Consider the following 25441-nt stretch of genomic DNA (forward strand, 5'->3'; position numbering starts at 1 on the left):
GGCAATCGTGTGGTGGGCATGACAGAACCCGTCGAGCATGGCATCCAGGCCATCGACACCGGCTTTGGCGGCGCGAACTTCGATGCCGCCTACCTGATCGTCGACGAACAACGCGGCGCATTTGTCGATTGCGGCACCAGTCTGTCGGTGCCGCACATGCTGGCGGCGTTGCCCCATGCCGGGCTGACGCCGGCGCAGGTGGAGTGGTTGATCCTGACCCACGTGCACCTGGATCACGCTGGCGGCGCCGGGGCCTTGCTGCAGCACCTGCCCAATGCGCGCGTGCTGGTGCATCCGCGCGGTGCGCCGCATCTGATCGATCCGGCGCGTCTGATTGCTGGCGCCACCGCCGTCTATGGCGCCGAAGCGATGGCGCGCAGTTATGGCGAGATCCTGCCGGTGCCGGCCGAACGCGTGGTGCAGGCACCGGACGGGCACACGCTGCTGCTGGGCACACGCGCGTTGCAGTGCATCGACACGCCCGGGCATGCGCGGCATCACCTGTGCCTGTGGGATGCGCGCAGCCGCAGCTGGTTCACCGGCGACACCTTCGGGTTGTCGTATCGCCAGCTCGATAGCGCGCAGGGCGCCTTCATCCTGCCGACCTCATCGCCGGTGCAGTTCGAGCCAGAGGCCATGCTGCAGTCCATCGCACGGCTGATGGCAATGGCGCCAGAGGCGATGTATCTCACCCACTATGGTCGCGTGACCCATCCGCAGCGATTGGCGCAGGCGCTTGTGCAGCAGATCCATGCGATGACCGAGATCGCGCACGGCTGTGCCGAGCGTGCCGACCGCCACCGCTGCCTGGTGGCCGCATTGACCGCGCTCTACCTGGAGCGCGCACGCCAGCATGGCTGCCCATTGGACGATGCCGCGGTGGAGCAATTGCTGGCCACCGATATCGAACTCAATGCGCAGGGATTGGCCTGCTGGCTGGATCGGCCGGTGCGCGCGGGCTGAGGCAGCGTGTGGCGTGTGGTTGCGCTGCAAGTGGCGGCAACCGCGTGCGAATCACTGCGCAGCACGCTTGCCCGTATCGCGCAGCAACACAGCGCTACGGTTTTGCGCGCGCGCTTTGTAAACTGTTGGTCATCTTTGAGTTGCAAGGCCACGCCGTGAATCCGATGCGCATCCTGCTGTTGTCCGCCTGCCTGTTTGTGGGAGGTGTGGCGCAGGCCGCCAACGATCTGCCCGGCGGCGGGATTGATGCCGAAGCGCTGTCGCGGCATGTGCGCCTGCTGGCGTCCGACGATTTTGAAGGGCGTGCACCGGCGAGCGCCGGCGAGCAGTGCACCGTGGATTATTTGGTCGAGCAATTCAAGGCCGCAGGGGTGCAGCCCGGTGGCGAGCAGGGCGGTTGGACCCAGGCGGTGCCGCTGGTGCGTGCGCAGGTGGATGGGCCGGTCCGCGCCACGTTGCATGTGGGCGGCAAGGACCAATCTCTGATCAACGGCACCGATGTGACCTTGCAGAGCCTGCGGCCGATCGACACGGTGGCATTGAAGAATGCACCGCTGGTGTTCGTGGGCTACGGCATCAGCGCGCCGGAACGGCAGTGGGACGACTACAAGGGCGTGGACCTGCGCGGCAAGATCGCGGTGGTGCTGATCAACGATGCCGACTTCGCTACGCCGCAGCCGGGCGCGTTCGACGGCAAGGCGGTGACCTACTACGGCCGCTGGACTTACAAATACGAAGAAGCCGCGCGCCGCGGCGCGGCCGGTGTGTTGATCGTGCACGAGACCGCGCCGGCCGCGTATGGCTGGGCCACGGTGCAGAGCTCCGGCCTGTCGCCGCTGTTCGATATCGAACGCAGTGATGCCGACGCCCGCGCGCAGCACGTGTCGGTGCGTGGCTGGATGCAGCGTGCGTTGGCGGAATCGTTGTTCCAGCGTGCCGGCCTGGATTTCGAGCAGGCCAAGCAGCGTGCACAGCAGCGCGACTTCGCACCGATCGCGCTGGGCGATGCGCGCCTGTCGGTGGACTTCAAGCTCAAGCGCGAGCGGGTGGTGACCCACAACGTGGTGGGCAAGCTCACCGGCAGCCAGCATCCGGATGAGACGGTGATCTTCTCCGCGCACTGGGATGCGTTTGGCGTTGGCAAGGCCGATGCAAGCGGCGACACGATCCGGCGCGGTGCGGTGGACAACGCCACCGGCGTGGCCAGCGTGCTGGAACTGGCGCGCGTGTTCGCTGCCGGCCCCAGACCGCAGCGCACGCTGTACTTCATTGCGTTGACGGCCGAAGAGAAGGGCCTGCTGGGTGCCAACTACTACGCGGCACATCCGCTGGCACCGTTGGACAAGACCGTGGCGGTGCTCAACATGGAGATGTTCAGCCCGGATGGCCCGACCCGCGACATCGCCTCGTGGGGCCGTGGAAGAGTCTCGTTGGAGGGCGATCTGGAACAGGCGGCCAAGGCGCGTGGGCGCACGTATTCGCCGGACCCGAATCTGGAAGCGGGCTTCTTCTACCGCGCCGATCATTTCGCGTTTGCCCGCATGGGTGTGCCGGCGATCACCGCAGGCCCGGGCCTGGACATGCTCGATGGTGGCGTGGCTGCCGGCAAGGCGCTGCGCGATACCTACTTTGCGCAGTGCTATCACCAGCCCTGCGATCGCTGGACCCCGCAATGGGATGCCAGCGGCCATGCGGCCGACACCACGCTGGTCTATGACGTGGGTGTGGCGCTGGCCAACAACCGCCAGTGGCCGAGCTGGCAGGACGGGTCGGAATTCAAGGCGATCCGCAGCAAGAGCGATGCGGCGCGCAAGTAAGCGCGGCGCGGTGCAGGTGCCCGGTGCGTTGGTCAGGCCCGGGCATCGCTGAGTGCAGATGCACCTTCAGCTGTACCGCGCACGCCGCCGAAGGATTGCGGCAGTCCGCAAGCAATCCTGACCCTCAGCGGCACGGATAGCGTTTGGCCAGCGCCTGCAGGATCAAGCCGGGAGCGGGCTCTTCCAGACGCTTCAACGGCAGCGCCGCAAGATCGGCAATGATCGCCTGCAAGTCTGGCGGGCCGGCCTTGCCTGCGGGCATGCACCACTTGGTGCGATAGCCGGTGCTGGCGACGCCGAGCACGTACGCGCCCGCGCGGCTGGCCGAGACCATGACCTTGAGTTCGGGCTGCCCGGGTGCGTCGATTTCCGGTGCCAGCGAACCGTCCAGTCCGGCATCGATCAGGGTTTGCCCGGTGAGTTCCCACGGCTCGGGCGTGCGCGCCGCTGCAGTGGTGGAGAGCAGGCTCAGGGCGGCCAGGGCCAGCAAGGTGATGCGACGCTGCATAAGCATTCCATCGTGATGAGAGTCGGTAGGCACCATAACGTGCGCGGCAGGCGAGCGCATGCGGCACGTGGGCGTGTGCAGGTGCTCTAGAATTGAAGCTTCCGCTGCACTTGGCCTGTCCGATGTCTGCCTCTCACAACGCTGCCGCGCCTGCGCCTGCGCGCAACGGGCTGGTCGTTCTCGCGCTGCTGCTGGTCTACGTGGTGTGGGGCTCGACGTACCTGGTGATCCGCTTCGCCCTGGCCGGCGGCGCGCAACCGCTGACGATGGTGTCCGGCGCGCGCTTCATCGTTGCCGGCACGCTGTTGTATGCGGTGCTGCGCTGGCGTGGCGTGGCCGCACCGACGCCTGCGCAATGGACGCATGTGGCCTTCATGGGCGCGGCACTGTTGCTGTTGGGCAACGGCATGGTGGTGCTGGCCGAGCGCAGTGTGTCGTCGGGCCTGGCGGCGACCGCGGTGGCATCGGTGCCGTTGTGGATGGCCTTGTTCGGCGCGTTGCGCGGCCAGCACGCCAGCCGCGGCGAATGGCTGGGCATCGTGATCGGATTTCTTGGCGTGGTCTGGCTCAATGCCGGCAGCAGCCTGACCGCCACGCCGGGTGGGCTGGTGTTGTTGCTGATCGCGCCGATCGGCTGGGCGTTCGGCTCGGTGTGGTCGCGCGGGCGTGATCTGCCGACTCCGTTCATGACCGCCGCCGGGCAGATGCTGTGCGGCGGCGTGTTGCTGGTGAGCACCGGCCTGTTGCTGGGCGAACGCCCGCACGCCTGGCCCACCACGCAGGGCCTGCTGGCGGTGGCCTACCTGTGCGTGTTCGGCTCGATCGTGGCGTTCACCGCATACGTGTGGTTGTTGCATCACGTGCGCCCGGCGCTGGCCGGCAGCTATGCGTACGTCAACCCGGTGATTGCGGTGAGCCTGGGCGCCTGGCTTGGCCACGAACGTTTCAGTGCGCACGACATCGGCGCGATGGCGGTGATCCTGTGCGGCGTGCTGGTGGTGACGCTTGCCAAGGCGCGCCGATGAGCGCGGTGTCACCGGTCGAAGCGCGCCGCGGTTTGTTGATCACCGCGTCCACCTTCGTGTTGTGGGGCGTGATTCCTCTGTATTGGCATGTGCTCAAGGCGGTGCCGTCGCTGCAGATCATTGGCCATCGCATCGTCTGGAGTGCGCTGCTGGTGGTGGCGTGGCTGGTGGCCACCTCCGGCTTGCGCTGGTGGCGCACAATCGCCGCGCAGCCGCGCGCGCTGGCGATGCTTGCCGGCAGCAGCGTGGTGATTGCCTTCAACTGGGGCCTGTATATCTGGGCGATCAACGCCGGGCATGTGATCGAAAGCAGCCTGGGCTACTTCATCAACCCGCTGCTGAGCGTGCTGCTGGGCGTGGTGGTGTTGAAGGAGCGCCTGCGGCGCCTGCAATGGGTGGCGGTGGCATGCGCGGCGCTGGGCGTGCTGTGGCTGACGCTGGATGCGGGCGCGCCGCCGTGGATCGCGTTGGGGCTGGCGAGTTCGTTCGGGTTGTATGGCTTGCTGCGCAAACTGGTGGCGGTGGATCCGGTGGCCGGCCTGGGCGTGGAAAGCGTGTATCTGTTCGTGCCGGCACTGTTGCTGGTGGGCTGGGGCGAGTACGGCCACGGCGGCGGTTTTATCGGCAGCTGGAGCCTGGGCACCGACGCGATGCTGATCTTCGGCGGCGTAGTCACGGCCTTGCCGTTGATCGGGTTCGCTTATGGTGTGCGGCGCATTCCGCTGTCGCTGGTGGGCATCCTGCAATACATCGCGCCGAGCCTGCAGCTGCTGCTGGGCGTGTGGTTCTTCCATGAGCCGTTCGACCAGGGCCGTGCGATTGGATTTGCCGCGATCTGGCTGGGCTTGTTGTTGTTCGTCGGTGACAGCGTGTGGCGTGCGCGCAGGCCTGCGGCATCGCGCTGAGCGCGGAGCGTGTGGCATGCAGGTGTGAGAGTCCGCGCGGACGTGGTCGCGTGCTTGATGTACCTGCGCACGCGGGACTCGATGTGCAATCTGGTTTCGCTACGCGCGCTTGCGTGCCGCCGCGCAGTGATCTGAAGCGACGGCCTGCCCTGCGATCAGCTACGCGGCGGCGTTGCCGCTGCCGCGACAGCAAGCGTGGAGGCCGGCAGTGCCTGCGGGGCCGGGCAAGTGCCGCGGTCCTGTTGCGTTTGCGCCAGCCAGGCATCGATCGGCTGCGCCAGCAGATCCAGGCGCAACGGCAGGCTCAGATGGTCTTCGTCGTGCAGCTCGAGGTAGTGCGCACGCGGGCTGGCCAGGGCGAGGGCACGGCCATGCGCCACCGGAATGTGCTGATCGGCATCGCCATGCAACAGCAGCACGCAGCTGCGCGTGGCGGCCAATGCCTGAGTGACGTCGACATGGTCCAGATCCAGCTGCAATTGCGTGTCTGCCGCGGCAATCACCGCATCGATGTCCTGGCCGCCATAGCGCCAGCGCGCATACGCTGCCACCGCCTGCCCACGCCAGCCGTTGGGCTGGCTGGCGAGCAGGTGCGGCACCATGTCGCGAATGCCGCGCCCGGCATTGGCGAAGGATTCCATGGCCACCACGCCGGCCACGCGGTCGCCCAGTTTGTCGGCGGTGAACAGTGCGGTGGCCGCGCCGTAGGAAATCCCGAACAGATACAGCGGGCCCTGGATCTCGCCGCGCGGCTGCAGTGCATTGATCACGTCGATGACGTCGTCGGACTCGCGCGTGCCGTAGCCGGACGGGCCACCGCCGGAATGGCCGTGGTTGCGCAGGTCGATGGTGACCACGCGGTAGCCGGCCTGCGCCAACTCCAACGACCACGGCAGCAGCGAATCGCCATCCATCATCCAGCCGTGCAGCAGCACCACGGTGCCGCGCGGTGTGGCCGGCGCGGCCGCGGTGGGCACGGTGAAGCTGAAATCCACGTCCAGCGCATGCGCCGGGTCATGCCGCTGGCCGCGGTAGCGGTAGCGCATGGCGTACTGGCCCGGGTCGATTGCGCGCCAGAAGATCGGCACCTGATCGCGGGTGACCACGTGCCCGCTGCGGCTGGGCACGCTGGCGATGGTGGCGGCAATGCGCTCTTCGTCCAGCAACAGCGAGGTGCCACCGGGCGCGACCAGGCGCTCGCTCAGCGAGGTGGAGGACGAGGAACAGCCGGCCAGCCAAAGGCAGGCGCAGGCCAGCAGGAGCAGGCGCGTCATGGCAATGCATCGAAGGGCGAAGCGGCCGAGCAGACTACGGACTGTCTGGCGCGCGCATCTACCGCAGTGCGGTGACAAAACGATGACAGCCCGCCCAGCGTTCAGCCGCAGCCAGATGGTTTGCCCTGGCTGTCATGCATCCCCAATCCCCAATCCCGGCGGGCCACCGCCCGTTCACACCTCGCGCAATGCCGTGGTGATCGGCAAGCGCGCCGCGCGCAATGCCGGGAACAGCCCGCCCACCAGCCCAATGCCCAGCGCCCACTTCAGCCCGCTCCACAGCAGCTCCGGCGACACCTTGAACTGGAACACCACCTGGCTGAAGTTGTTGCCCAGCGTGGAGACGGTGTAGCCGTTGAACACTGCCCAGGCGATCAGCCCGCCCAGCAGGCCGCCGAGCAGGGCGAGCAGCATGGTTTCCAGCATCAGCGCCATGATCACCGGCACCCCGCGGAAGCCGATCGCGCGCATGGTGGCGATCTCGCGCGCCCGCGTGGCCACGGCGGCATACATGGTGTTGAGTGCACCAAACACCGCGCCCACTGCCATGATCGCGCCGATCACCGTGCCCAGAATGCTGATCAACTTGTTCAAGCCGCCGCCCTGCTTGCCGTAGTACGCGCGGGTGGTGTCCACATCCAGCTTGAGCCGTGGATCGGCCGCCATGGCGGCCTTGAACTGCGCAAATCCCGGTTTGCCGGCGGTGCGCGCGGTGATCGACTGATACGCGCTGCGGTTGTAGGTGGTGGCCAGGGTCTGCGCGTCGGTCCACATCTCCGAGTCGTGCGCATCGCCGGACGCGAATACGCCCACCACCGTCCACTGTTGGCTGCCCAGGGTGAGCGTCTTGCCCAGTTCCAGCCCGCGGAACTGATTCAACGCGCCCTTGCCGACCACGATCTCGCGCAGGCCGGGCGTGAAGTGGCGGCCCTGCACCAGCTTGACCTTGGTGTGCACCGCCCAGGCCTGTTCACCCACCCCGCGCAATTGCGCGTTGACGTCGGTGCCATCGGATTTGGAGGCGATGTTGACCACCTGCGCCAGTTCCGGCGACAGCAGCGGGCGCCCGTTGGCATCGGTCGCAATGCCGGGCAGGTTGCTGATCAACGGCACCAGATCGCGGGTGATCACCGAGTTGGTTTCCGCTTGCGAGCCGCCGCGCAGCACAATGGCGGTGCTGTCGTCGCCGGTGTTGTTGAGCGTGGCCTGAAATCCCTGGCCCATCGCCAGCATCGCCACCAGCACCCCGACCACGCCGGCGATGCCGACCACGATCACCGAGCTGGAGCCCCAGCGTTGCGGCAACGTCGCAATGCCGATGCGTGCCGCCGCCAGCGACAGCCGGCCGCTGCGTGTGACCACCAACCACACCGCCAACAGCGCGGCGCTTGGCAGCAACAACGTCCATGGCAAGGCGATCCACGCAGCCAGGCCGATTGCCAGCAACACCACCGACAGCAGATTGACCAGACGGTTCTTCCATTTGCTTTGCATCTGCGTGCTCCTGTCAGCGGCCGGCGAGGGCATCGACGATCTTCAAGCGCTGCGCGCGTAACGCCGGCAGCACACCCACCACGATGCCGATCCCGGCCATCAGGCCCAGGCCGACCAACCAGGTCTGCAGCGGCACCGTCTGTGTCGGCATCAGGCCACCGCTACGCGCGGCCACCATCGGAATCACCAACGCCGACAACCCCATGCCGATCAACCCGCCCAGGCCGATCAGCAACACCGATTCGACCATCACCAACGTCAGCACGGTGCGGTCCTGGAATCCCAGTGTCTTGAGCGTGGCCAGTTCCGGAATGCGCTCGCGCACCGCCTGCGCCATGGTGTTGCCGGTCAGCAGCAGCAAGGTGAAGAACACTGCGGCCATGATCGAGGTGACGATCAAACCGATGTCGGCGAACTGCTTGAGGAACGCCTGCTGGAACGCCGATTCGGTCTGCGACTTGGTTTCATGATCGGAGTTGGCCGACAACGCATCGATCGCCAACGCCACGCGCGAGGCCTGGTCGGCACTGCGCAAGGTCACCGTGTACCAGCTCACCTGGTTCTTGATGTAGTCGTTGGATTCATCGAAATATTTCCAGTTCATCATCAACTGGCGTTCCTGGTTGGCTGCCACGGTGCGGTCCTTCATGCGGAAGATACCGACCAGTTGCAGCGGCCAATCGTTGCTACCGCTGCGCGGAAAGATGGTGGCCTGCAGCGGAATGGTGTCGCCGATCTTCCAGCCGAATTGCTTGGCCAGCGACTCGCCGACCACCGCGCCGGTGCGCGTGGTCTGGAAGGCCTTGAGCTGGTCCTTGGGTAGCTGGTATTCGCTGTAGACATCGAAGAAGTTCGGCGCCACCGAAAAGTTCGGGAAGAAATTCTTCGGGTCCTGGTAGATGCCGCCGAACCACATCGCCGAAGTCACATCGCGCACGCCCGGCACGCTGCGAATCTGGTTTTCCAGGCGGATCGGCAGCGATTGGGTGATCGACAGCCGCGAGGCGACCACCAGCCGGTCCACGCCGCTGACATTGCCTCCGGAGCTAAACGCCACGCGCACCGAATCGAGCATGCCGAACAACAGGAACGCCGCCACCACCGACAGCAGTGTCAGCAACGTGCGCGTCTTGCTGCGGAACAGTTGCGCCCACACCAGCGAGAGATACTTCATGGCAACGCTCCTTTACAGCGCGAGTGGCGCGTCGGCCAGCTCACCCTTGTCCAGGTGGATGGTATGGGTGGCGTATTCGGCGGCCTTCGGGTCGTGGGTGACCATCACGATGGTCTTGCCGTGTTCGCGGTTGAGCTCCTGCAGCAGGCGCAGGATTTCTTCGGCGTTGTGGCGGTCCAGATCGCCGGTGGGTTCGTCGCAGATCAGGAAGGTGGGGTCGGACACGATTGCGCGTGCAATCGCCACGCGCTGCTGTTGGCCGCCGGACAATTCGCTGGGCTTGTGGTTGCGGCGTTCCTGAAGGCCGACCAGGGTCAGGGCAATTTCCGCATTGCGCTTGCGCTGGGCGGCATTGAGCGAGGTGAGCAGCAAGGGCAGCTCCACGTTCTTCTGCGCGGTGAGCATCGGCATCAGGTTGTAGAACTGGAACACGAAGCCGACGTGGTGGCTGCGCCAGGTGGCGAGCTGGCCGCCACTCATGCGGTCGATGCGCTCGCCTTCGATCTCGATCTCGCCGCCGCTGGGCGTGTCCAGCCCACCGATCAGGTTGAGCAGGGTGGTCTTGCCGGAGCCGGAGGGCCCCATCATGGCGACGAAATCGCCGCGGGCAATTTCCATGTCGATGCCGTGCAGCACCTGCACTTTTTCCGGGCCGCGTTGGTAGGTCTTGGTGATGTTGCGCAGGGTGACAAGGGCGGTCATGACGGTTCCTGACGGGGCAATGGCGGGAATGGAGCGGCAAGGCAAAGCGGCAACGCATGGCAGGACGACGGTGCAACACCGCGGCTACGCGCTGCGGCCAACGGGTGCTACACACGGCGGCCGCGATGCAGCGCCACAACGGCAAACACGGCGCACAGCGCAATCCAGCAATTCAACAGCGGGCACGACACAGCAAGACACACAACACACGACGTTCGGCAGCTGCTGATTTCGACAAACGCCGCAGCGCTACGCTGCAACCAGGTTGCGTCTGCTTAGAGCAGCTATCAAAACGACTGCGTAGCCGCCAGGCGGGCGCGGCCGGTGCTCGGAATCGGCATGTACCCACGTACATTCCGGTTCCTCCGCGCCGTCCGCACCCACCTGACGGCTGCTCGCTACGTTTTGTTAGCCGCTCTTAGTGCAAAGGCGCCATCGCGTGCGTCATTCGCTCTCGGCGGCCGCCTCGGCCACCGTGTCGCCATCTTTCAACTGCGCCGGCGGCCGCAACACCACGCTGTCGCCGGCGGCAAGCCCCTTGCTGACCTGCCTGTCCTCGCCCAGGGTGATGCCGGTGGTAACGGTGTGCGCCTGCACGCGGTTTTCCGCATCGACCACGAAGGCAACCGTGGCGCCATCGCGCTCCACCAGCGCGGCGGCGGGCACGCGCACGCCTTGCGGCGTGGCCGCTTCCTGCGGTTTGGCCGGTTCCAAAAAGCTCACCCGCACGCCCATTTCCGGCACGATGCGCGGGTCCTTGACCTGCAATGCCACGCGTACCTTCACCGTGGCCTTGCCGCGATCGGCGGTGGGGATGATGGCGATCACCTCGCCGGGAATCTTCCACTCCGGGTAGGCATTGAGCACCGCGTCGACCGGCATCTTCGGCTGCACCCGGCCGATGTAGGACTCGCCCACTTCCACCTCGATTTCCAGCGATTCCATGTCGACGATGGTGCCGATACCGGTGCGGGTGAAGCCGCCGCCGGCCGACAGCGGCGAGACGATTTCGCCCGGCTGCGCGGCCTTGGCAGTGACCACACCGGCAAACGGCGCGCGCACCACGTTGAAGTCCGAGCGGATCGCCGAGATCGCCAGTTGATTGGAGGCCACCTGCACGTTGCGCTGCGCATTCTGCAGCTGCGCACGCAGGGCATCGCGCTGCGCAGTGGCCTGTTCGTACTGCGAGCGCGAGACCAGTTGCGCCCCTACCAGCGATTGCAGACGCGAGGCATCGGCATTGGCCACCGCCAGCTGCGCCTGCATGTTGTCCACCTGGCTGCGTGCGGCCGACAGTTGCGAGGCGGACAAGGTGCGTTGCGCATCGGCGTCCAGCGGGTCGAGCGTGGCCATCACCTGGCCTTCTTCCACGCGCATGCCTTCTTCGATCATCACCTCGCGCACCTTGCCGGTGACCTGCGCCGACACCGTGGCCATGCGTCGTGCCACCACATAACCGGAAGCATCCAGCACCGAGGCGCTGCTGCTGCCTGCGCTGATCGCCACCACCGGTGCGGTCTGCACTTCGATGACCTGGCGCCGATTGAACCACCACAACGCGGCGGCAATGATGACGACGAGCACGATGGCCAGGCCGATCCACAGCCCGCGCCGGGACGGGGCCGGTGGCGGGGTCTGGCGGTCGATACGGAGTTGCTTGAGCAGATCGGCGGAAGTGTTCATCGTTGACCGTGACGGGGTGCTGCGCGAAATGTGACCGGCCGGGCGCCGTGCCGCAAGCTGCCGGAAGTCACAAGCAATACGAAGGCGACCAACGGGGTGGGTGCCGCGCAGCATGCAACCGCCCCATCGCGACCGCCAGTGACAGCTGTCACCCGCCGCACATGACAGCGGCAACTGGGCGCGGCGGTGGCAGTACGCGATGCTGGGTGCATGCCAGGCTGTCGCGTTCGCCAGGCATGCTGTGGCAGCGCTGCGCCCGTCGCATCGTAGGTGCACGCACTGGCGCGCGCGACAAGCGGGCCGTGCCTTACAGACCGGATGCGTGCTCAACTGTTCCAGTCCACTGTGCGCACCGCGGTGGCAGACTCCAGCTTCCTCACCGGACTCATCCAGATGCGCTTTCCGCTTCCTGCCTGGTTACGCCCCGCCGCCAATTCGCAGGTCAGCGCACGCCTTGCGCAAGGGCAGTCGCCCTGGATGGATTGCGTGCACCTGCTGTGGTCGTCCTGGATCTTTGTAGTGCCGGTGTTTTCTTCGCGTGGCTACGATGCCACCTGGCTGCTGTGCACGCTGCTCTCGTATCCGGTGTTCCTGCTGCTGTATGCGCGCATGCTGCTTGCCCCGCGCGGCCAGTTGTATCGCTACGCCTTGGCCATGGGCGTGCTCAGCGCGGCCTTGCTGCCGGTGTATTCCTCCGGCATCAGCTATTTCGTGTTTGCCTGCCTGAGCCTGCGCGCCTCCACCCGGCACGCGTTGTGGCGGCACTTCGGCATGCTGGTGCTGATGAACCTGCTCTACCTGGGCTGGGCGCGCTGGCTGGGGCTGGGCTGGCAATCGCTGGTGTGGTTGCCGGTCTCGGTGCTGGGCATGGCGGCGGTCGGCGCGGTGTACAGCGTCAACGAGCGCAAGGACATGCTGCTGCGGCTGTCGCAGGATGAAGTGCGGCGGCTGGCCGCCACTGCCGAGCGCGAGCGCATTGGCCGCGATCTGCACGATCTGCTCGGGCACACCTTGTCGCTGGTGGCACTCAAGTCGGATCTGGCCGCGCGCCTGATCGAGCGTGATCCGCAGGCGGCGCGCTGCGAGATCGATGCGGTGGCGCAGATCTCGCGTGATGCGCTGGCGCAGGTGCGGCGCGCGGTCACCGGCATCCGTGCGGCCGGGCTGGTGGCCGAACTGGCCTCGGCGCGGGTGTTGCTGGACCTGGACGGCATCGTGCTGGAGCAGCACCTGGAAACGCTGGCCTTGCCACCCGAACACGAGACCGCGCTCGCGCTGGTGGTGCGCGAGGCGGCGACCAATGTGCAGCGCCATGCGCAGGCCAAACGCGTGCGGGTCCGCCTGCAGGCACAGGACGCGCAGGCGGTGCTGGAAATCACCGACGACGGGCGCGGTGGCGTGATCGTGCCCGGCAACGGCCTGGACGGCATGCGCACGCGCCTGCAAGGCCTGGGCGGTGCACTGGATGTGGAAGCGCTGCCGCGTGGCATGCGCTTGCGTGCCAGCGTGCCGCTGCCGCGCCCCACGCTGGCGCCGGCCACTCCGCCGCTGCCGGTGCCGCTGATGCCACAGTCGCACTGACGGCGCATCGGTCGGTGCGCGTGTCGCATACACGCCAGGCGTGCGGCTGCTATCGTGCGCAGCCGTTGCATGCATGCGAGCGCGACCGATGATCCGTGTCCTGTTGGCCGAAGACCAAGCCTTGCTGCGCGGTGCGCTGGTGGCCTTGCTCGGCCTGGAAGACGACATCACGGTGGTCGGCAGCGTCGCCGATGGCGAAAGCGCCTGGCGCGAGCTGCAGCGCCTGCAGCCGGACGTGCTGGTCACCGACATCGAGATGCCGGCGCTCACCGGCCTGGAGCTGGCGCAGCGCATCCAGCGGCAGGCGTTGCCGGTACGCGTGATCATCGTGACCACCTTTGCGCGCCCCGGATTCTTGCGCCGCGCCCTGGATGCCGGCGTGGCCGGCTACCTGCTCAAGGATGCGCCGGCCGAACAACTGGTGAGCGCCTTGCGCACGGTGCAGCGCGGCGGGCGCGTGATCGACCCGCAACTGGCAATGGACGCCTGGGTGGAAGCCGACCCCTTGAGCGAGCGCGAGCGCACCGTATTGCGGCTGGCCGGCGAAGGCCGCTCGGCCAGCGAGATCGCACAACAGCTGCAGTTGTCGCACGGCACCGTGCGCAATTACCTGTCCGAATGCATCGGCAAACTGGGCGTGGCCAATCGCATCGAAGCGTATCGCCTGGCGCGGCAAAAAGGCTGGTTGTGAGCGAGTGATGCGCTGATACGCGTGCATGCATGCGCGATGTTTGGCCGTTGCACGCGCGATGTAACGCGGTGACGTCTGTGGTGCAGAACACGCATGGACACCTATTCCAAAACGCAGGGAAAGGCATGCCACGCGTGCGCAGGTACACTCGTTGATGGGTGATTAACGCGAGCGCATTGCATGAAACATCTGTGGCTGTTGGGTCTGCTATTGGCGTGTGCATCCAACGCATCTGCCGAGCAATTCAAGATTTTGGTGGCGGCCATTCCTAACCAATATCACCACGACTACATTCCCGTCGCCAAGCCGCAGTTCGAAGCGATGGCGCGCAAGCATTACGTCGAACTGGTGTGGGCCTGGAATGCCAAGGCCTTCGATGGCGATCTGTCGCAGTACGCGGCGATCGTCTTGCTCAACACACCGGCCACCGACCTGGATCCCGCCCAGCGCGCCAACTTTCAGAAGTACGTGCGCAACGGCGGCGGTGTGGTTGCCGTGCACAAGGCGTTTGCGATCAAGCGTGGCGACTGGGAGTGGTACGACCATTTGATCGGGCGGTCGTTCCGCACCCATCCCTACATGCAGACCGCCATGGTGGATGTGGTGGACGCCAATTTCCCCGCCACGGCCGGCTTGCCTGCGCGCTGGGTGTGGACCGATGAGTGGTACGAATACGACCCGCCTTACAGCGATGAGTTAGTGACGCTGATGACGGTGGATGAATCCAGCTACGACCCCACCTTGATCTGGCCCGGCCAGGTCGCCAAGGGCATGGGCAGGCAGCACCCGGTGGCGTGGTACCACCACTTCGAAGGCGGCCGCGTCTTCGCCACGGCATTGGGCCATCTGGCCGAGGCCTACAACGACCCACGCTATCTGGAGCATTTGTACGGCGGGATTTACTGGGCCGCGACCGGCAAGGGCATCGACGCATCTGCGCCAGAGGCCAAGACAAAACGCCAGCGCTAGCCCCCCTCCCGTCGGGAGAGGGGTTGGGGAGAGGGTACGTGGCAAAGCCACTCCAGACGGCGGCGAACCCGATGCTTCGCCCATACCCGCATCCGCCCCTGCGGAGCACCTTCTCCCGAGGGGATAAGGGAGCCCCCATCCATCAACGCACCGAGCGCTCCCCGCGCGCCATGCTGGAAAACACGCCATCGCGGCGCACCCAGGCATGGAACAGCGCCGCGCTCAGATGCCCCAGCACGGTGGCGAACAACAGATACGCCAGCCAGCCATGCGCACTGCGCAGCCAGGCGTAGAGCGCCGGGTCATGCGGCGCGATTGGCGGCAATTGCGCGCCCGGCCACAGCACGATCGGATACGCACCGGCAGACAGCATCGCCCAGCCGATCAGCGGCATGCCCAGCATCAAGGCGTACAGCAGCCAATGCGAGGCGATGGCTGCCGCCTTCTGCCAGGCCGGCAGATCGGAGGGCAGCGGCGGCGGGCGATTGCGCAGGCGGTTGATCAACCGCAGCACGGCGAGAATCAAAATGGCGATGCCCAGCGGGCGATGCAGGTCGATCAACCACGGCCGCTGCGTCACCGAGGCCACCATGCCCACGCCGACGAACAGCATGGTCAGGATCATCGCGGCCATCAGCCAATGCAGCACGCGTGCGGGCAGATTGAAGTGGGTACGGCTGCTCATGGGTGGGCTCCCTGGCCGGTGGCGGCGCTGCCTTTGCCGTTGGCGATCTCGCGCTCGCGGCGATTGAACGATTGCGAATACACCGACGAGCGCGCCGCCAGGATCGGGTCGTTGGAGGCGGCAATGCCCTTGGGCAGGATCAGCGGGTCGTAGTTGAGATCGCGGCATGGGCCGCTGGCCTGCGGCTGCGCATGGTCGAGCGACAACGTGCCGGCCACGATCTGGCGGCGGCTCGCCGGCCATGGCTGGGAGGGATCATCCACCGGGTCGCCGGGCTCGGCGACGGTCAGCACCATGTCCCAGCGCAACGGCCCCTGCGCCAGGCGCGCATCCAGATCGGTGGCCAGAAAATCGCCATCGGCCTGCGCGCGTTGTTCCGCACTCAAGCCCTTGAACGGCGTGTGCGGGCGCATCGACCAGCGGATGTAGCGCTCGCGGCCATCGGCGGCCACCGCGCGGAAAGCGTTGACGCCGTTGTATTGGGTATTCGCCCAGCTGTCCGACCACGGTGCGGTCTTGGCCCACTGCTGGAATTTGGCCGCCTCCGGGTACTGTTTGCCGAACGCTGCCAGCTTGGCCGGATCGGGTTTGCCAGTGGCCGGGTCGGGCTTGGAGGCGACGTTGAGCGCCTGAAACCCGGCCGGTGTGGCCACCACGAAAAACGGAAAGCTGTTCATGGCGGTGCGCCATTCCTGCCCGTCATCGCTGCGCAGTTGCAGCGCCATGCTGCGCACGCGCGCCGCACCGTCGGCGCCATGCGGGTCGCCGCCGCCAATCGACATGCGCCCCAGCACCGGCGTGCTGGGCTGGCTGAAGATGCGTGCCGACGACAGCCAGGTGGCCTTGCCGCTGGACTGGAACTGCCCGCTCACGCACACGCCCTTGGTATGCGCGCGCCGGAAGCCCGGATGCGGCGGCCCGCTGGATTCGATGGTGTCGGTCATGCGCGCGGCAGTGAGCCGGTCGCCGCCAATCCAGCCGGCGGTCCAGGCGAACGCGATGGCGATGCCGCCGGCAATCGCTGCGATACCCAGCAAGGGCACCACAGGGCTGCGTGCGCGGTGTGGCGAGGGAGGTGGCAACGACATGGCTGGCTCCGGGTGATGCGAGAGGTGATGTGGGGGTCGCCCGGGTTGGCCGCGCAAATGGCCGCGGCAGAGGACGCCTGCGCCGCATCATCCGCAGGGCGCTGCGTGTAGCGTGTGATGTTGGCAACGCGCGGGCAAGTGCCAGTGTGACCGGCGCCTGCAACGCATGCGCCCGCACTGCGTCCCGCACGTCTCAGCGCGGTATCCGACGATGCCGGGCGCGCGCTGCGCCGGCCGTGTGCCTCAGCCGCCGTAACGCTGCTGCAGCATCGCAAAGGCCGAGCGCAACGCCAGTGCTTCGCCGCCGGCGGGGCGGCCGGGGCGGTCGCTGTCGTTCCAGGCGTAGACGTCCAGATGCGCCCACGCCAGGCCTGGGGCGATAAAGCGTTCCAGATACAGCGCCGCGGTCACCGCGCCGGCCATGCGCGAGCCGGCGTTGGCCATGTCGGCGACATGGCTGTTGAGATAGCGCAGGTACGGGCGCCACAAGGGCATGCGCCAGACCGGGTCGCGGGTGCGTTCGCCAGCGCCCAACCAGGCCTGCGCTACCGCCTCGTCGTTGGCGAACAGCGCCGGCAGGTCCGGGCCCAGCGCGATGCGCGCCGCGCCGGTGAGCGTGGCGAAATCCAGGATCAGGTCCGGGCGTTGCTCGCTGGCGTAGCTGAGCGCATCGCACAGCACCAGGCGGCCTTCGGCATCGGTGTTGTCCACTTCCACGCTCACGCCGGCGCGGGTGATGATCACTTCGCCAGGACGGAATGCATCCGGGCCCACGGCGTTTTCCACCGCCGGAATCAGCAACGTCAGCTGCACCGGCAGCTGCTGCGCCATCACCAGCCCGGCCAGCGCCAGTGCATGCGCGGCGCCGCCCATGTCTTTTTTCATGTTGCGCATGCCGTCGGCCGGTTTCAGGTCCAGCCCACCGGTGTCGAAGCACACGCCCTTGCCGACCAGCATCAGGTGCGGGTGTTCCGGCTTGCCCCAGCGCAGCACGATCAACCGCGGCGCCCGGTGCGAGGCACGGCCCACCGCATGGATGGTGGGGAAGTTCTGCGTCAGCAACTGCTCGCCGACAATCGCCTCGACCTGTGCGCCGTGCGTCTGCGCCAACGCGCGTGCGGCGTCTTCCAGATGCTGCGGGCCCATGTCTTCGGTGGGTGTGTTGACCCAGTCGCGCACCTGCAGGCAGGCCTCGATCAGCGCGCGGGTATGCGCAGACGGCGCGGCGGCCAGTTCGGCCGGCGCACGCGGCACCTTGCGGTAGCGTGCAAAACGGTAGGCCCCCAGGCCCCAGCCCAGTTGCAGCAGCGCCTGTTCGGCTTCGTTCAACGGCGTGGCCAGCACCCACCGGCTGGCCGGCGGCAGCGCCATCGGTGCATACGCATACGCATACGCGTCAGCGCGGTCACCAATGCCCAGCACCGCACCGGCCAGGCCCTGCTCACCGGGCAGCAGCAGCACGCTACCTGGTGCGGCGTCGAAGCGTTGCGCCTGCGCCCATGCAAGCACCTGGGTGGGCTGGTCGGCACACCAGCTGGCAAACCCTTCGCGGTCGAGGACATGCAGCGGCAACGCTGCCGCGCTGGGGTCGGTGAAACCGGTGAGGTGCGACATGGGAATCCTCGAATGCGGCGCGGCATGCCGCGCAAAAGCTGCGGAAAGAAGGCGCCGGGTTTAGCCGGGCACGCACACGCCAGCGTGCGCCGCCGGTGTGTGGTGCACGTCCAGCCAATCGGCCAGGCCGGTCAGGCTGTCGAACTCCAGGTCCGGCTGCTGGGTGGGGTGCGACCACTGCGCCTGCTCGCGGTTGATCCAGCACGCGCGCAGGCCGGCATCGAGCGCGCCCAGCACATCCATGCGCACATGGTCGCCCACATGCAGCACCTGCGCGGGCGGCACCTGCAGGCGCGCGCACGCGGCCAGGAAGATGCTCGGGTCGGGTTTTGCGCTGCCGTGTTCGCGCGAGCCAAGCTGGAAGGCGAAATGGTGCATCAGGCCGATGCGTTCCAGATCGGCATTTCCGTTGCTGAGCGCAGCCACCGGCACGTGCGCGGCGATGCGCGCCAATGCATCGAGCGCATCCGGATAGCATTCCACCTGATTGCGCGCGGCATAGAACACTTCATAGGCCGGTTCCAGCAGCGCCAGATCGCCGCCGCTGTCGCGCAAGGCCATCTCCAGCGTGAGCCTGCGCAGCGCGCTCAGGTCGTGATGCAGGTGCGGGTTGTCGGCAAAGCTGCGCTCACGCAACTCACGCATCGCCTCCACCGGGAACCGCGCTGCGGTGACCGGGCTGTGCTCGCACATCCAGTCGTACAACACCTGATCGATGCGCGCACCGATCGGAGCGAAGGGCCACAACGTGTCGTCGAGGTCGATGGTGATGGCGCTGATTTGGAAACTCATCGCGAGATTGTAATGCCGGGAATGGGGAGTCGGGAATCGAGAATGGGTAGAGCGCAGCCGCTGCTCTTGCGATTCCCGATTCCCAACTCCCGATTCCCGGCTACTCCAACAACCGCGCCCAGCGCTGCATGCCTTCCACCCGGCTGAGCACCATCTTGATGCACACCAGCAGTGGCACCGCCAGCAGCAGGCCGACCATGCCCCAGAGCCAGCCAAACAGCATCAACGCCAGGATCAGCATCAGTGGCGAGATCGCCATGCGCCGGCCCAGCACGATCGGGGTGACCACCTGGCCTTCGATGGTATGCAGCGCCAGATACAGGATGGCCGGCAGCAGCGAAGACAACGTGGTGCGGAATTCCACAAAGCCCATCAGCAACATCAGCATCACGCCGATCAGCGGCCCCACGTATGGCGCGAAGTTCAGCAGCGCCACCACGGTGCCCCACAGCAGGGCTTCGGGCAGCGGAATCTTGAGCACGTACAAAATGCCGGCAAATACCAGGCCCACCAGCATATTGATCACGCTGATGGTGAGCACGTAACGCGAGACCTCGCGCTCGATGTCCAGCATGATTTCGGTGGTGAAGCGTTGCTGCTGGCGATTGGGCAGCAAGGCGATCGCATGCCGTTGCAGGCTCTCGCCATACACCATGAAGAAGAACGTCAGCAGCACCACCGCCAGCACCGAGGCGGCGAGCTTGGGTGTGCGGGTCAGTGATTTGTACGGGTCATCCAGCTGCGTGCGCACGATCTGGATGCCGCGTGCGCCTTCGCCGCCGGCGGCGCGGGCAAAGTTTTCCGCGGCCTGATTGGCCTGCTGCACCGGCTTGGTGAAGTCGCGCACATCGCGGGCGATCTGGCGCATTTGCCGCGGTGCCTGCTGCACCCACTCGGCCGCCGGGCCCGCCAATTGCGCAGCCAGTGCCACGGTGCCGGCCAGGCCCAGGCACAGGATCATCAAGGCGCCGAGAAAGCGCGGGATGTACAGCTTGCGCAGACCGCGCAGGATGGGGTTGCCGATCAGCGCAAAAAACGCCGCCAGCATCACCGGCAGGATGATCGTTTGCGCGGCCCAGAGCGTGTAGCCCACTGCCAGCGTGGCCAACACCACCAACGAGGCGGGTGCACGCGGGCGTGGCGCCGGTGGTGGCGGAAGCGAGTCTGCCGGTTCGGCGGCATCCAGTGAGTCAACGGGGAAGTTCATGCGCGCCCTGGCAGCAGCCGGCGAGGTGCCGGCGGTGGGCCATTATCAGCAGAACGTGTCAACGCCGCGCACAGAACTGTGCGCGGGGATTCAATGCTCGGAGAGCTCGGTAGCGGCCTCGGCCGCACGCGGTGCGCCACGCGGGTAGGTCGCCTGGGCTGGCGCCACGGTGGCCGTGGCCAGCGTGCGTTCGTCTACCGGTACCTGGCCCATGGCAGCACCTGCGCTGTTGTCGGCGGCAACTTCTTCGGCGTTGTCGGCAGCGCGTTCGGCCTGCTCGGAAGCTTCCTGCGCGCGGTGCGCAGTAAACAGCGCCGAGATGGTGCTGATCATCTGCAGGATCTTGGGGATGCCGCCCAACTTGCTGGCAATGCTGCCCAGTGCGGCCTGCGGTTCGTTGCGACCGACGACAAAGCCCAGCCCGAAACCGGCGACCAGAATCCGCACCGGTGACCAGCCACTGGTCCATGCCTGACGCAGCTCCGCCCAATGCTGGCGGGTTTCGTCGCTGCGGCCTTCGACCAGCAGTTCGGCGCGTTCAACGCGATGACGCATGGCGCCGAATTTCATGGGCGGCCTCCGGTTGTGGACGATGGCGCTGCCGGCGAGGCCGGGCTGGTCTCATCGTCATTGCCGTCATCGAAGATGCCCAGGCGCACCAGCTGTCGGCGCGTGGCATTCATGCCGGTGTGATCGAAGTAGAAGAACACCCGCCATGCGGCGAGACCGGTGACCAGCAGGCTGGCCAGGGCGGTGAAGAACATCGCCTGGAACCACGACAACCCTGCACGTTGCAGCAGCGCGATGATGGCACCGGCCAGCAGCAACCAGGACGAGGCGCCAAACACCACCGCCACACATGCCCAGGCCAGGCCGCGGCCAAAGGCGCTGCGTGCCAGTTGCAGGTCGGCCGACACCAGCCGGCGCAAGGCACGGCTGGTGTCTCTGGCCGATCCCAGCGTCGCCCGGCCGGCAGCACCGACCTGACGTACGCTTTCGTCCAATCCTGGCGTTTCCGGACGTGCATCGTGCGCGTCCGGGCCGCCAGCAGTAGAGGCCTGATCGCTCACGACTTAGTTGTCGTTGCTACGGGCCAGCTTGGCGATGATCCAGCCAGCAGCAAATGCCACACCAAAGGCGGCCAGCGGACGCTCGCGGATCAGATCGGTGGCGCTGTCGAGCAGGTCGTTACCCTTGCTGACCAGCACGTCCATCTGTTCCTTGGCAGCGGCACCACCGAACTCTGCAGCGGCCATGCCCGCAAGCGCGGTGTCGGACAGTTCGGCCTTGACGTTGGCACGGCCCAGGTTGAGCTCATCGCCCGCGGCGCTGGTGGCACCCTTGACCGCTTCACCCGCTGCGCTGGCGGCGGACTTCAGATGGGTGCCGGCTTCGCTCAGGTTGTCCTTCAGCTGTTCGGTATTGGTGGGGCTCATGCGATATCTCCTACGGTCGTTGAGGGCAGCCGCGAAAGCGTGCGGTCGTGCGGTAGCAATAGCATCGGCAGGGTGTAGGGGGTGTTAGGGCAGGCGCTCGCCAGTGCACGCCGGATCAACGCATGAGCGCGTCGTACTGGGCGTTTCCGCGCAGGATGCGCAGCACCAGCTGTTGCGGCTTGCGCTGGAAATTGGCCCGCCAGCTGGCCAGGTCGGCGAACTCGCCCACGCTGCTGGCCACGATCACGTCGCCGCTCACCAACCCGTTGGCAGCTGCGCGCCCGCCGCGTTTGACATCGCTCACCATGACCCCGGTGACACCGGACTGGCGCAGCGATTCGGGCAGGTCCACGAAGGTGGCGCCGCCCAGGCGCGGGTCGAGCATGTCGCCGGTGACTGCGCGGTCCTGTTCCTTCAAGGTGGCCTTGAGCTTGAGCGGCTTGCCGTCGCGGCGGATATCCAGCGTGACCGCACTGCCCACTGCCTGCAGGCCTTCGTAGTTGTGCAGCGCCTGCGCGCTGTCCACGCGTTGATCGTTGGCTGCCACGATCACATCACCGGGTTGCACGCCAGCCGCTGCCGCCGCCGAACCCGGCAGCACGCGCGTCACCAGCGCACCGCGCAGCGAATCCACGCCCAGGCCCTGCAGCATCTGCTGGGTCAGGTTCTGGGTTTCCAGGCCAAGCGTGCCGCGCACCACCACGCCCTTGGTCACCAATTGCTCGACCACGTTGCGCGCCAGGTTGGACGGGATCGCCAGGCCCAGGCCGATGTTGCCGGCCATGCTGCCTTGCGGGTTGAAGCTGGCGGTATTGATGCCGACCAACTGGCCCTGCAGATTGACCAGCGCACCGCCGGAATTGCCGGGGTTGATCGACGCATCGGTCTGGATGAAGTTCTGGTAGCCCAGCCCACGGATGCCGCTGCGGCCCACCGCCGACACGATGCCCGAAGTGACCGTCTGGGTGAAGCCGAACGGGTTGCCGATCGCCACCACAAAGTCGCCGACGCGCAAGGCGTTGCTGTCGGCCAGTTTGATGTCGGTGAGCTTGTCGGCCTTGATGCGGATCAGCGCGATGTCGGTATCGGCATCGGAGCCAATGAAATCGGCCTTGACCGTGCGCCCGTCGCCGAGCGTCACCTGCACGTCGTCGGCGTTTTCGATGACGTGATGGTTGGTCAGTACATAGCCTTTTTGCGCATCGATGATCACCCCCGAGCCCAGCGACTCGTTGATGCGGTCCTGCGGGATTTCCGGAAACAGCCGGCGCAGGATTGGATCATTGAAGAACGGGTTGCGTACGCGCACCACCTGCTTGGTGTTGACGCTCACCACCGCCGGCATGGCCTGCTGCAGCATCGGTGCCAGTGAGGGCACCGGCTGCCCGGCAACCGCCGCCGGCAACGTGGCCGCGGTGGGCAGCGTAAACGCGGCACCGGCGGTGGGCGCGGCTTCGGCGCGGTTGTCCAGCCAGGCATTGATGCCGCTGGCAGCGAAACCGCCGAACGCGGCGGCCAGCGAGAGGGACAGCAGGGTGGGCAGCGGTCGCATGCAACGGATTCCGGGTTACGCGGTGGAAGAGGAATAGGGCGTCTGACTGCGTAAATCAAGCTGAACGAAGATGCCAGCGCGCGATTTAACCGCTGGTGAAAGTCACGCGCAGGCCTTGTGGGCATTGCGTTGACAGCCGCTTGAGCCCGGCGTAGCGTCCGCTCGAACAGCCCCACATTCAGCAATGCGGCGTGCCTATGCGCACCGCCCCGGGTTTCCACACTGACGCCCCGAAGGAGGGCTTATGAGCAATGGCAATGGTGTGACGGCAACGCTGTCCGACGCCGTCGACAGCGTGAAAAGTACGGCCACCGAACTGGGGCAGAGCATCGCCAGCACCACCAGTGACGCGGTCGCCAGCGTGCAGGACGCCGCCGATGGCGCGGTAACGCAGGTCAAGCAGCGGGTCAGCAAGGCGCGCAAGGCCGTGGTCAAGGTCGAAAAACGCGTGGTCAAGAAAGCCGGTGCCGCCGCCAGCGCGGTGAAGCGTAGTGTGGCCAAGACCCGGCAGTCGATCGAGACCGGCACGGCGGCAGCCAAGCACAAGATCGAAACCACCGCGGCCACGGCCAAGCGCAAGATCGCTGGCACCACCGCCACGGCGAAGAAGAAGATTGCCACTACCAAGGCCGCGGCCAAGCAGAAGATCGCCAGCACCAAGGCCAACACCAAGTTGAAGCTGGAAACCGCCAAGGCCAATGCCAAGGCCGAAGCGGCGGCACTGAGCACCAAGACCGCTGCCAGCAAGGCCGCGCGCAAGGCGGCGGTTGCCACGGCCGGCACGCGTTCGGCCGCCAAGAAGGCGCAGGTGAAGTCGGTAGCGGTGAAGAAGGCGATCGCCAAGAAGATCGCCAAGAAGGCACCCGCGGCCAAGCAGACCGCGACCCGGCAGGCGGCGGTGAAAAAGGCGCCACTGAAGAAAGCCGCCACCGCCAGCGCATCGCCGGCCAAGCGCGTGGTGGCCAAGAACAGCGTTGCGCGCAAGGCCGCCGTCAAGAAGGCCCTTCCGCGCGGCACGCGCTGAAAACCACGGGCCGGCGCTGCAGTAGCGCCGGCCTGTTTCATTGTCAGTGGCGGCGGTGACAGCGGCCGCACCAATTGATCGGTGTGCAAGACGCTGCGCGCACATCGGCCGCGGAGCCTAGGTAAGCGCTACGTTTGGATGCGGCACGCCACTGCAGCTGCGCAGGCCGCCGTCGGCGTAAGCCGCCTTGCGCTGCGCAGCGCAGTCACGGCATCACTCACTGCAGGCCTTGCACAAACTGGTCGGCGCCTTTGCGGATGCCGGCCTTGGCGGCGTCGTATGCGCCCAGGCTGGCCTTGATGTTCAAGGCGCTTGGATATTGCTTCTCGACGTAGGCGGCCAGCAGGCGATTGCTCTGCGCATCGAAGATTTCCACCGCGTAGCTGACCGAGCCTGAGAACGCGCCTTCCTTGCCGCGTGCGGCCTGCACCGCGTTGTAGGAGCCGCCACCGATATCCACTTTCATGATGGTGCCGATCACCCGTTTGTTGGGCTTGGCACCAGTGAGGGTGATGCGGATGCGCACGGTGTCGGCCAGGGGTGTGGTGGCGCGTTGCCAGCGCTGGGTGATGGCGCCGCTGAATTCCTGTTGCATGTACTCGGCCAGCATGCGCTTGTCCTGCTCGGGTACGTCTTCGAACTGCGCATCCGGTCCGCGATAGATGCTGACCGGCTCCACGATCGCGGCGCGGTAGCGGCTCCAGTTCGCATCGCCTTGATACGCGTAGGGCATGCGGTCGCCGCGGCTCCCGTCATGCGGACGCAGATAGCTGGACGAGGGCAACTGGCTATACGGCAGTGGCCGCGTGCTGGCGCAGCTGCATAGCAGCAGGCCGATCGATGCCATTACGCACCAGCGAATAACAGGAGAGCTGGACATACAGGGGTACCTGATTGGAAGGAGACAACGAAGGGGCCACCAGCACCAGCGCGGCTGGCACGCGGATTCAATGCAGCAGCAACCGGCACGCAGCCATCACCAGCACAGCGGTGGCCGCCAGGCACAGCAGCCCGCAGTGGCGGTGCTGCAGGCGACGTGCGTCGCGCGTGCTGCGGATGTCCGGCAGCGCACTCCAGATATCGCGATTGCAGATGCCGGTGCGGGGGCAGCGATACGGCGGTGCCGCGTGCATGTCGGTGGTGGCGGCCGGCGCACTCTCGTTGGCGGCAACTGTGGGCACGCGCAGCACCAGCGGAGCGGGCGCGGGCGGGGTAGAACGGATGGAGTGGAACATGGGCGTGCATCCTGGATGCGAG

24 protein-coding genes, 1 other RNA gene and 1 pseudogene are annotated in these 25441 nt (G+C 66.6%); 9 read left to right on the top strand and 17 right to left on the bottom strand.

The genetic code is table 11. The features are described 5' to 3' along the window. Window positions 1–18: 18 nt before the first annotated feature. Window positions 19–963 carry an MBL fold metallo-hydrolase gene (locus ACD584_RS15895; protein ID WP_175611475.1) on the top strand — a complete coding sequence of 315 codons (945 nt, stop codon included), beginning with the start codon at window positions 19–21 and terminating at the stop codon, window positions 961–963. A 164-nt stretch (window positions 964–1127) separates the two neighbouring features. After that, window positions 1128–2780, top strand: coding sequence for a M28 family metallopeptidase (locus ACD584_RS15900; RefSeq protein ID WP_175611788.1), 1653 nt, complete (start codon window positions 1128–1130; stop codon window positions 2778–2780). A gap of 124 nt (window positions 2781–2904) precedes the next feature. Here ACD584_RS15900 and ACD584_RS15905 read toward each other — a convergent pair whose 3' ends face one another. Further along, window positions 2905–3288: a Rap1a/Tai family immunity protein gene (locus tag ACD584_RS15905; protein WP_161960435.1), complete on the bottom strand. Its 384-nt coding sequence runs from the start codon at window positions 3286–3288 to the stop codon at window positions 2905–2907. A 122-nt stretch (window positions 3289–3410) separates the two neighbouring features. Here ACD584_RS15905 and yedA point away from each other — a divergent pair, with 122 nt between their 5' ends. After that, a complete protein-coding gene (gene yedA, locus ACD584_RS15910) occupies window positions 3411–4313 on the top strand; it encodes a drug/metabolite exporter YedA (protein WP_076035811.1) in 903 nt (300 codons plus the stop codon). Beyond that, window positions 4310–5218, top strand: coding sequence for an EamA family transporter RarD (rarD, locus tag ACD584_RS15915; RefSeq protein WP_076035812.1), 909 nt, complete (start codon window positions 4310–4312; stop codon window positions 5216–5218). The genes yedA and rarD overlap by 4 nt, the downstream gene beginning before the upstream one ends. A 155-nt stretch (window positions 5219–5373) precedes the next feature. Here rarD and ACD584_RS15920 read toward each other — a convergent pair whose 3' ends face one another. The 4 genes from ACD584_RS15920 to ACD584_RS15935 all read right to left on the bottom strand — a co-directional run bounded on the left by ACD584_RS15920 (window position 5374) and on the right by ACD584_RS15935 (window position 9862). After that, window positions 5374–6492: a S9 family peptidase gene (locus tag ACD584_RS15920; protein WP_076035813.1), complete on the bottom strand. Its 1119-nt coding sequence runs from the start codon at window positions 6490–6492 to the stop codon at window positions 5374–5376. Between the two features lie 174 nt (window positions 6493–6666). Beyond that, the gene (locus ACD584_RS15925; protein ID WP_175611476.1) at window positions 6667–7986 is read right to left on the bottom strand and encodes an ABC transporter permease; all 1320 of its coding nucleotides are present in this window, start codon (window positions 7984–7986) and stop codon (window positions 6667–6669) included. Between the two features lie 13 nt (window positions 7987–7999). Then, a complete protein-coding gene (locus tag ACD584_RS15930; RefSeq protein WP_076035814.1) occupies window positions 8000–9160 on the bottom strand; it encodes an ABC transporter permease in 1161 nt (386 codons plus the stop codon). 12 nt (window positions 9161–9172) lie between these two features. Continuing rightward, window positions 9173–9862, bottom strand: coding sequence for an ABC transporter ATP-binding protein (locus ACD584_RS15935; RefSeq protein ID WP_011038986.1), 690 nt, complete (start codon window positions 9860–9862; stop codon window positions 9173–9175). A 339-nt stretch (window positions 9863–10201) separates the two neighbouring features. On the opposite strand from ACD584_RS15935, the gene ACD584_RS15940 reads away from it, so the two are divergent. Continuing rightward, window positions 10202–10276: non-coding RNA, sX9 sRNA (locus ACD584_RS15940), on the top strand. A gap of 30 nt (window positions 10277–10306) precedes the next feature. Here the strand turns inward: ACD584_RS15940 and ACD584_RS15945 are convergent. Further along, window positions 10307–11545, bottom strand: coding sequence for an efflux RND transporter periplasmic adaptor subunit (locus ACD584_RS15945; RefSeq protein ID WP_070693769.1), 1239 nt, complete (start codon window positions 11543–11545; stop codon window positions 10307–10309). Window positions 11546–11938: 393 nt separating this feature from the next. Here ACD584_RS15945 and ACD584_RS15950 point away from each other — a divergent pair, with 393 nt between their 5' ends. The 3 genes from ACD584_RS15950 (at window position 11939) to ACD584_RS15960 (ending at window position 14786) form a co-directional block, all read left to right on the top strand. Further along, window positions 11939–13126 (top strand): sensor histidine kinase, encoded by a 1188-nt coding sequence (locus tag ACD584_RS15950; protein ID WP_175611789.1) that lies wholly within the window; start codon window positions 11939–11941, stop codon window positions 13124–13126. An 88-nt stretch (window positions 13127–13214) separates the two neighbouring features. Continuing rightward, complete coding sequence (locus tag ACD584_RS15955; protein ID WP_076035815.1) at window positions 13215–13817, top strand: response regulator transcription factor; 603 nt, start codon at window positions 13215–13217, stop codon at window positions 13815–13817. 180 nt (window positions 13818–13997) lie between these two features. Next, complete coding sequence (locus tag ACD584_RS15960) at window positions 13998–14786, top strand: ThuA domain-containing protein (RefSeq protein ID WP_076035816.1); 789 nt, start codon at window positions 13998–14000, stop codon at window positions 14784–14786. A gap of 142 nt (window positions 14787–14928) precedes the next feature. Here the strand turns inward: ACD584_RS15960 and ACD584_RS15965 are convergent, their stop codons facing one another. The 9 genes and pseudogenes from ACD584_RS15965 to ACD584_RS16005 all read right to left on the bottom strand — a co-directional run bounded on the left by ACD584_RS15965 (window position 14929) and on the right by ACD584_RS16005 (window position 23160). Then, the gene (locus tag ACD584_RS15965) at window positions 14929–15471 is read right to left on the bottom strand and encodes a cytochrome b (protein ID WP_076035817.1); all 543 of its coding nucleotides are present in this window, start codon (window positions 15469–15471) and stop codon (window positions 14929–14931) included. Continuing rightward, entirely contained in the window at window positions 15468–16559 is a 1092-nt protein-coding gene (locus ACD584_RS15970; protein ID WP_042595637.1) for a catalase family peroxidase, read from the bottom strand. Before ACD584_RS15970 ends, ACD584_RS15965 begins: the two co-directional genes overlap by 4 nt. A gap of 243 nt (window positions 16560–16802) precedes the next feature. After that, entirely contained in the window at window positions 16803–18173 is a 1371-nt protein-coding gene (locus tag ACD584_RS15975) for a M17 family metallopeptidase (protein ID WP_076035818.1), read from the bottom strand. Between the two features lie 60 nt (window positions 18174–18233). Beyond that, window positions 18234–18965 carry an HAD family hydrolase gene (locus ACD584_RS15980; protein WP_042595634.1) on the bottom strand — a complete coding sequence of 244 codons (732 nt, stop codon included), beginning with the start codon at window positions 18963–18965 and terminating at the stop codon, window positions 18234–18236. A 100-nt stretch (window positions 18966–19065) separates the two neighbouring features. Further along, window positions 19066–20172, bottom strand: coding sequence for an AI-2E family transporter (locus ACD584_RS15985; protein WP_011038977.1), 1107 nt, complete (start codon window positions 20170–20172; stop codon window positions 19066–19068). Between the two features lie 192 nt (window positions 20173–20364). Beyond that, window positions 20365–20742: pseudogene (locus ACD584_RS15990) on the bottom strand (hypothetical protein); the annotation flags it as partial. Continuing rightward, a complete protein-coding gene (locus tag ACD584_RS15995) occupies window positions 20739–21242 on the bottom strand; it encodes a phage holin family protein (RefSeq protein WP_042595630.1) in 504 nt (167 codons plus the stop codon). The gene ACD584_RS15995 and the pseudogene ACD584_RS15990, both read right to left, overlap by 4 nt. A 3-nt stretch (window positions 21243–21245) precedes the next feature. Continuing rightward, complete coding sequence (locus tag ACD584_RS16000; RefSeq protein ID WP_076035820.1) at window positions 21246–21608, bottom strand: hypothetical protein; 363 nt, start codon at window positions 21606–21608, stop codon at window positions 21246–21248. Window positions 21609–21723: 115 nt separating this feature from the next. After that, a complete protein-coding gene (locus ACD584_RS16005) occupies window positions 21724–23160 on the bottom strand; it encodes a Do family serine endopeptidase (protein ID WP_076035821.1) in 1437 nt (478 codons plus the stop codon). Window positions 23161–23404: 244 nt separating this feature from the next. Here ACD584_RS16005 and ACD584_RS16010 point away from each other — a divergent pair, with 244 nt between their 5' ends. Then, the gene (locus tag ACD584_RS16010) at window positions 23405–24184 is read left to right on the top strand and encodes a histidine biosynthesis protein HisIE (protein ID WP_076035822.1); all 780 of its coding nucleotides are present in this window, start codon (window positions 23405–23407) and stop codon (window positions 24182–24184) included. A 217-nt stretch (window positions 24185–24401) separates the two neighbouring features. Here ACD584_RS16010 and ACD584_RS16015 read toward each other — a convergent pair whose 3' ends face one another. Then, window positions 24402–25031 carry a DUF3313 domain-containing protein gene (locus ACD584_RS16015; RefSeq protein ID WP_372357310.1) on the bottom strand — a complete coding sequence of 210 codons (630 nt, stop codon included), beginning with the start codon at window positions 25029–25031 and terminating at the stop codon, window positions 24402–24404. A 100-nt stretch (window positions 25032–25131) separates the two neighbouring features. Next, window positions 25132–25419: a hypothetical protein gene (locus ACD584_RS16020; protein WP_076035824.1), complete on the bottom strand. Its 288-nt coding sequence runs from the start codon at window positions 25417–25419 to the stop codon at window positions 25132–25134. Window positions 25420–25441: the final 22 nt, after the last annotated feature.

Source organism: Xanthomonas sp. NCPPB 2922 (assembly GCF_041520885.1).
Lineage (GTDB): Bacteria > Pseudomonadota > Gammaproteobacteria > Xanthomonadales > Xanthomonadaceae > Xanthomonas > Xanthomonas campestris.

What these genes read in the sequence shown, in the direction of transcription:
- ACD584_RS15895 (WP_175611475.1), top strand. Translation starts at nt 19, where the DNA reads ATGACAGAACCCGTCGAGCATGGCATCCAGGCCATCGACACCGGCTTT.
- ACD584_RS15900 (WP_175611788.1), top strand. Translation starts at nt 1,128, where the DNA reads ATGCGCATCCTGCTGTTGTCCGCCTGCCTGTTTGTGGGAGGTGTGGCG.
- ACD584_RS15905 (WP_161960435.1), bottom strand. Translation starts at nt 3,288, where the DNA reads ATGCAGCGTCGCATCACCTTGCTGGCCCTGGCCGCCCTGAGCCTGCTC.
- yedA (WP_076035811.1), top strand. Translation starts at nt 3,411, where the DNA reads ATGTCTGCCTCTCACAACGCTGCCGCGCCTGCGCCTGCGCGCAACGGG.
- rarD (WP_076035812.1), top strand. Translation starts at nt 4,310, where the DNA reads ATGAGCGCGGTGTCACCGGTCGAAGCGCGCCGCGGTTTGTTGATCACC.
- ACD584_RS15920 (WP_076035813.1), bottom strand. Translation starts at nt 6,492, where the DNA reads ATGACGCGCCTGCTCCTGCTGGCCTGCGCCTGCCTTTGGCTGGCCGGC.
- ACD584_RS15925 (WP_175611476.1), bottom strand. Translation starts at nt 7,986, where the DNA reads ATGCAAAGCAAATGGAAGAACCGTCTGGTCAATCTGCTGTCGGTGGTG.
- ACD584_RS15930 (WP_076035814.1), bottom strand. Translation starts at nt 9,160, where the DNA reads ATGAAGTATCTCTCGCTGGTGTGGGCGCAACTGTTCCGCAGCAAGACG.
- ACD584_RS15935 (WP_011038986.1), bottom strand. Translation starts at nt 9,862, where the DNA reads ATGACCGCCCTTGTCACCCTGCGCAACATCACCAAGACCTACCAACGC.
- ACD584_RS15945 (WP_070693769.1), bottom strand. Translation starts at nt 11,545, where the DNA reads ATGAACACTTCCGCCGATCTGCTCAAGCAACTCCGTATCGACCGCCAG.
- ACD584_RS15950 (WP_175611789.1), top strand. Translation starts at nt 11,939, where the DNA reads ATGCGCTTTCCGCTTCCTGCCTGGTTACGCCCCGCCGCCAATTCGCAG.
- ACD584_RS15955 (WP_076035815.1), top strand. Translation starts at nt 13,215, where the DNA reads ATGATCCGTGTCCTGTTGGCCGAAGACCAAGCCTTGCTGCGCGGTGCG.
- ACD584_RS15960 (WP_076035816.1), top strand. Translation starts at nt 13,998, where the DNA reads ATGAAACATCTGTGGCTGTTGGGTCTGCTATTGGCGTGTGCATCCAAC.
- ACD584_RS15965 (WP_076035817.1), bottom strand. Translation starts at nt 15,471, where the DNA reads ATGAGCAGCCGTACCCACTTCAATCTGCCCGCACGCGTGCTGCATTGG.
- ACD584_RS15970 (WP_042595637.1), bottom strand. Translation starts at nt 16,559, where the DNA reads ATGTCGTTGCCACCTCCCTCGCCACACCGCGCACGCAGCCCTGTGGTG.
- ACD584_RS15975 (WP_076035818.1), bottom strand. Translation starts at nt 18,173, where the DNA reads ATGTCGCACCTCACCGGTTTCACCGACCCCAGCGCGGCAGCGTTGCCG.
- ACD584_RS15980 (WP_042595634.1), bottom strand. Translation starts at nt 18,965, where the DNA reads ATGAGTTTCCAAATCAGCGCCATCACCATCGACCTCGACGACACGTTG.
- ACD584_RS15985 (WP_011038977.1), bottom strand. Translation starts at nt 20,172, where the DNA reads ATGAACTTCCCCGTTGACTCACTGGATGCCGCCGAACCGGCAGACTCG.
- ACD584_RS16000 (WP_076035820.1), bottom strand. Translation starts at nt 21,608, where the DNA reads ATGAGCCCCACCAATACCGAACAGCTGAAGGACAACCTGAGCGAAGCC.
- ACD584_RS16005 (WP_076035821.1), bottom strand. Translation starts at nt 23,160, where the DNA reads ATGCGACCGCTGCCCACCCTGCTGTCCCTCTCGCTGGCCGCCGCGTTC.
- ACD584_RS16010 (WP_076035822.1), top strand. Translation starts at nt 23,405, where the DNA reads ATGAGCAATGGCAATGGTGTGACGGCAACGCTGTCCGACGCCGTCGAC.
- ACD584_RS16015 (WP_372357310.1), bottom strand. Translation starts at nt 25,031, where the DNA reads ATGGCATCGATCGGCCTGCTGCTATGCAGCTGCGCCAGCACGCGGCCA.
- ACD584_RS16020 (WP_076035824.1), bottom strand. Translation starts at nt 25,419, where the DNA reads ATGTTCCACTCCATCCGTTCTACCCCGCCCGCGCCCGCTCCGCTGGTG.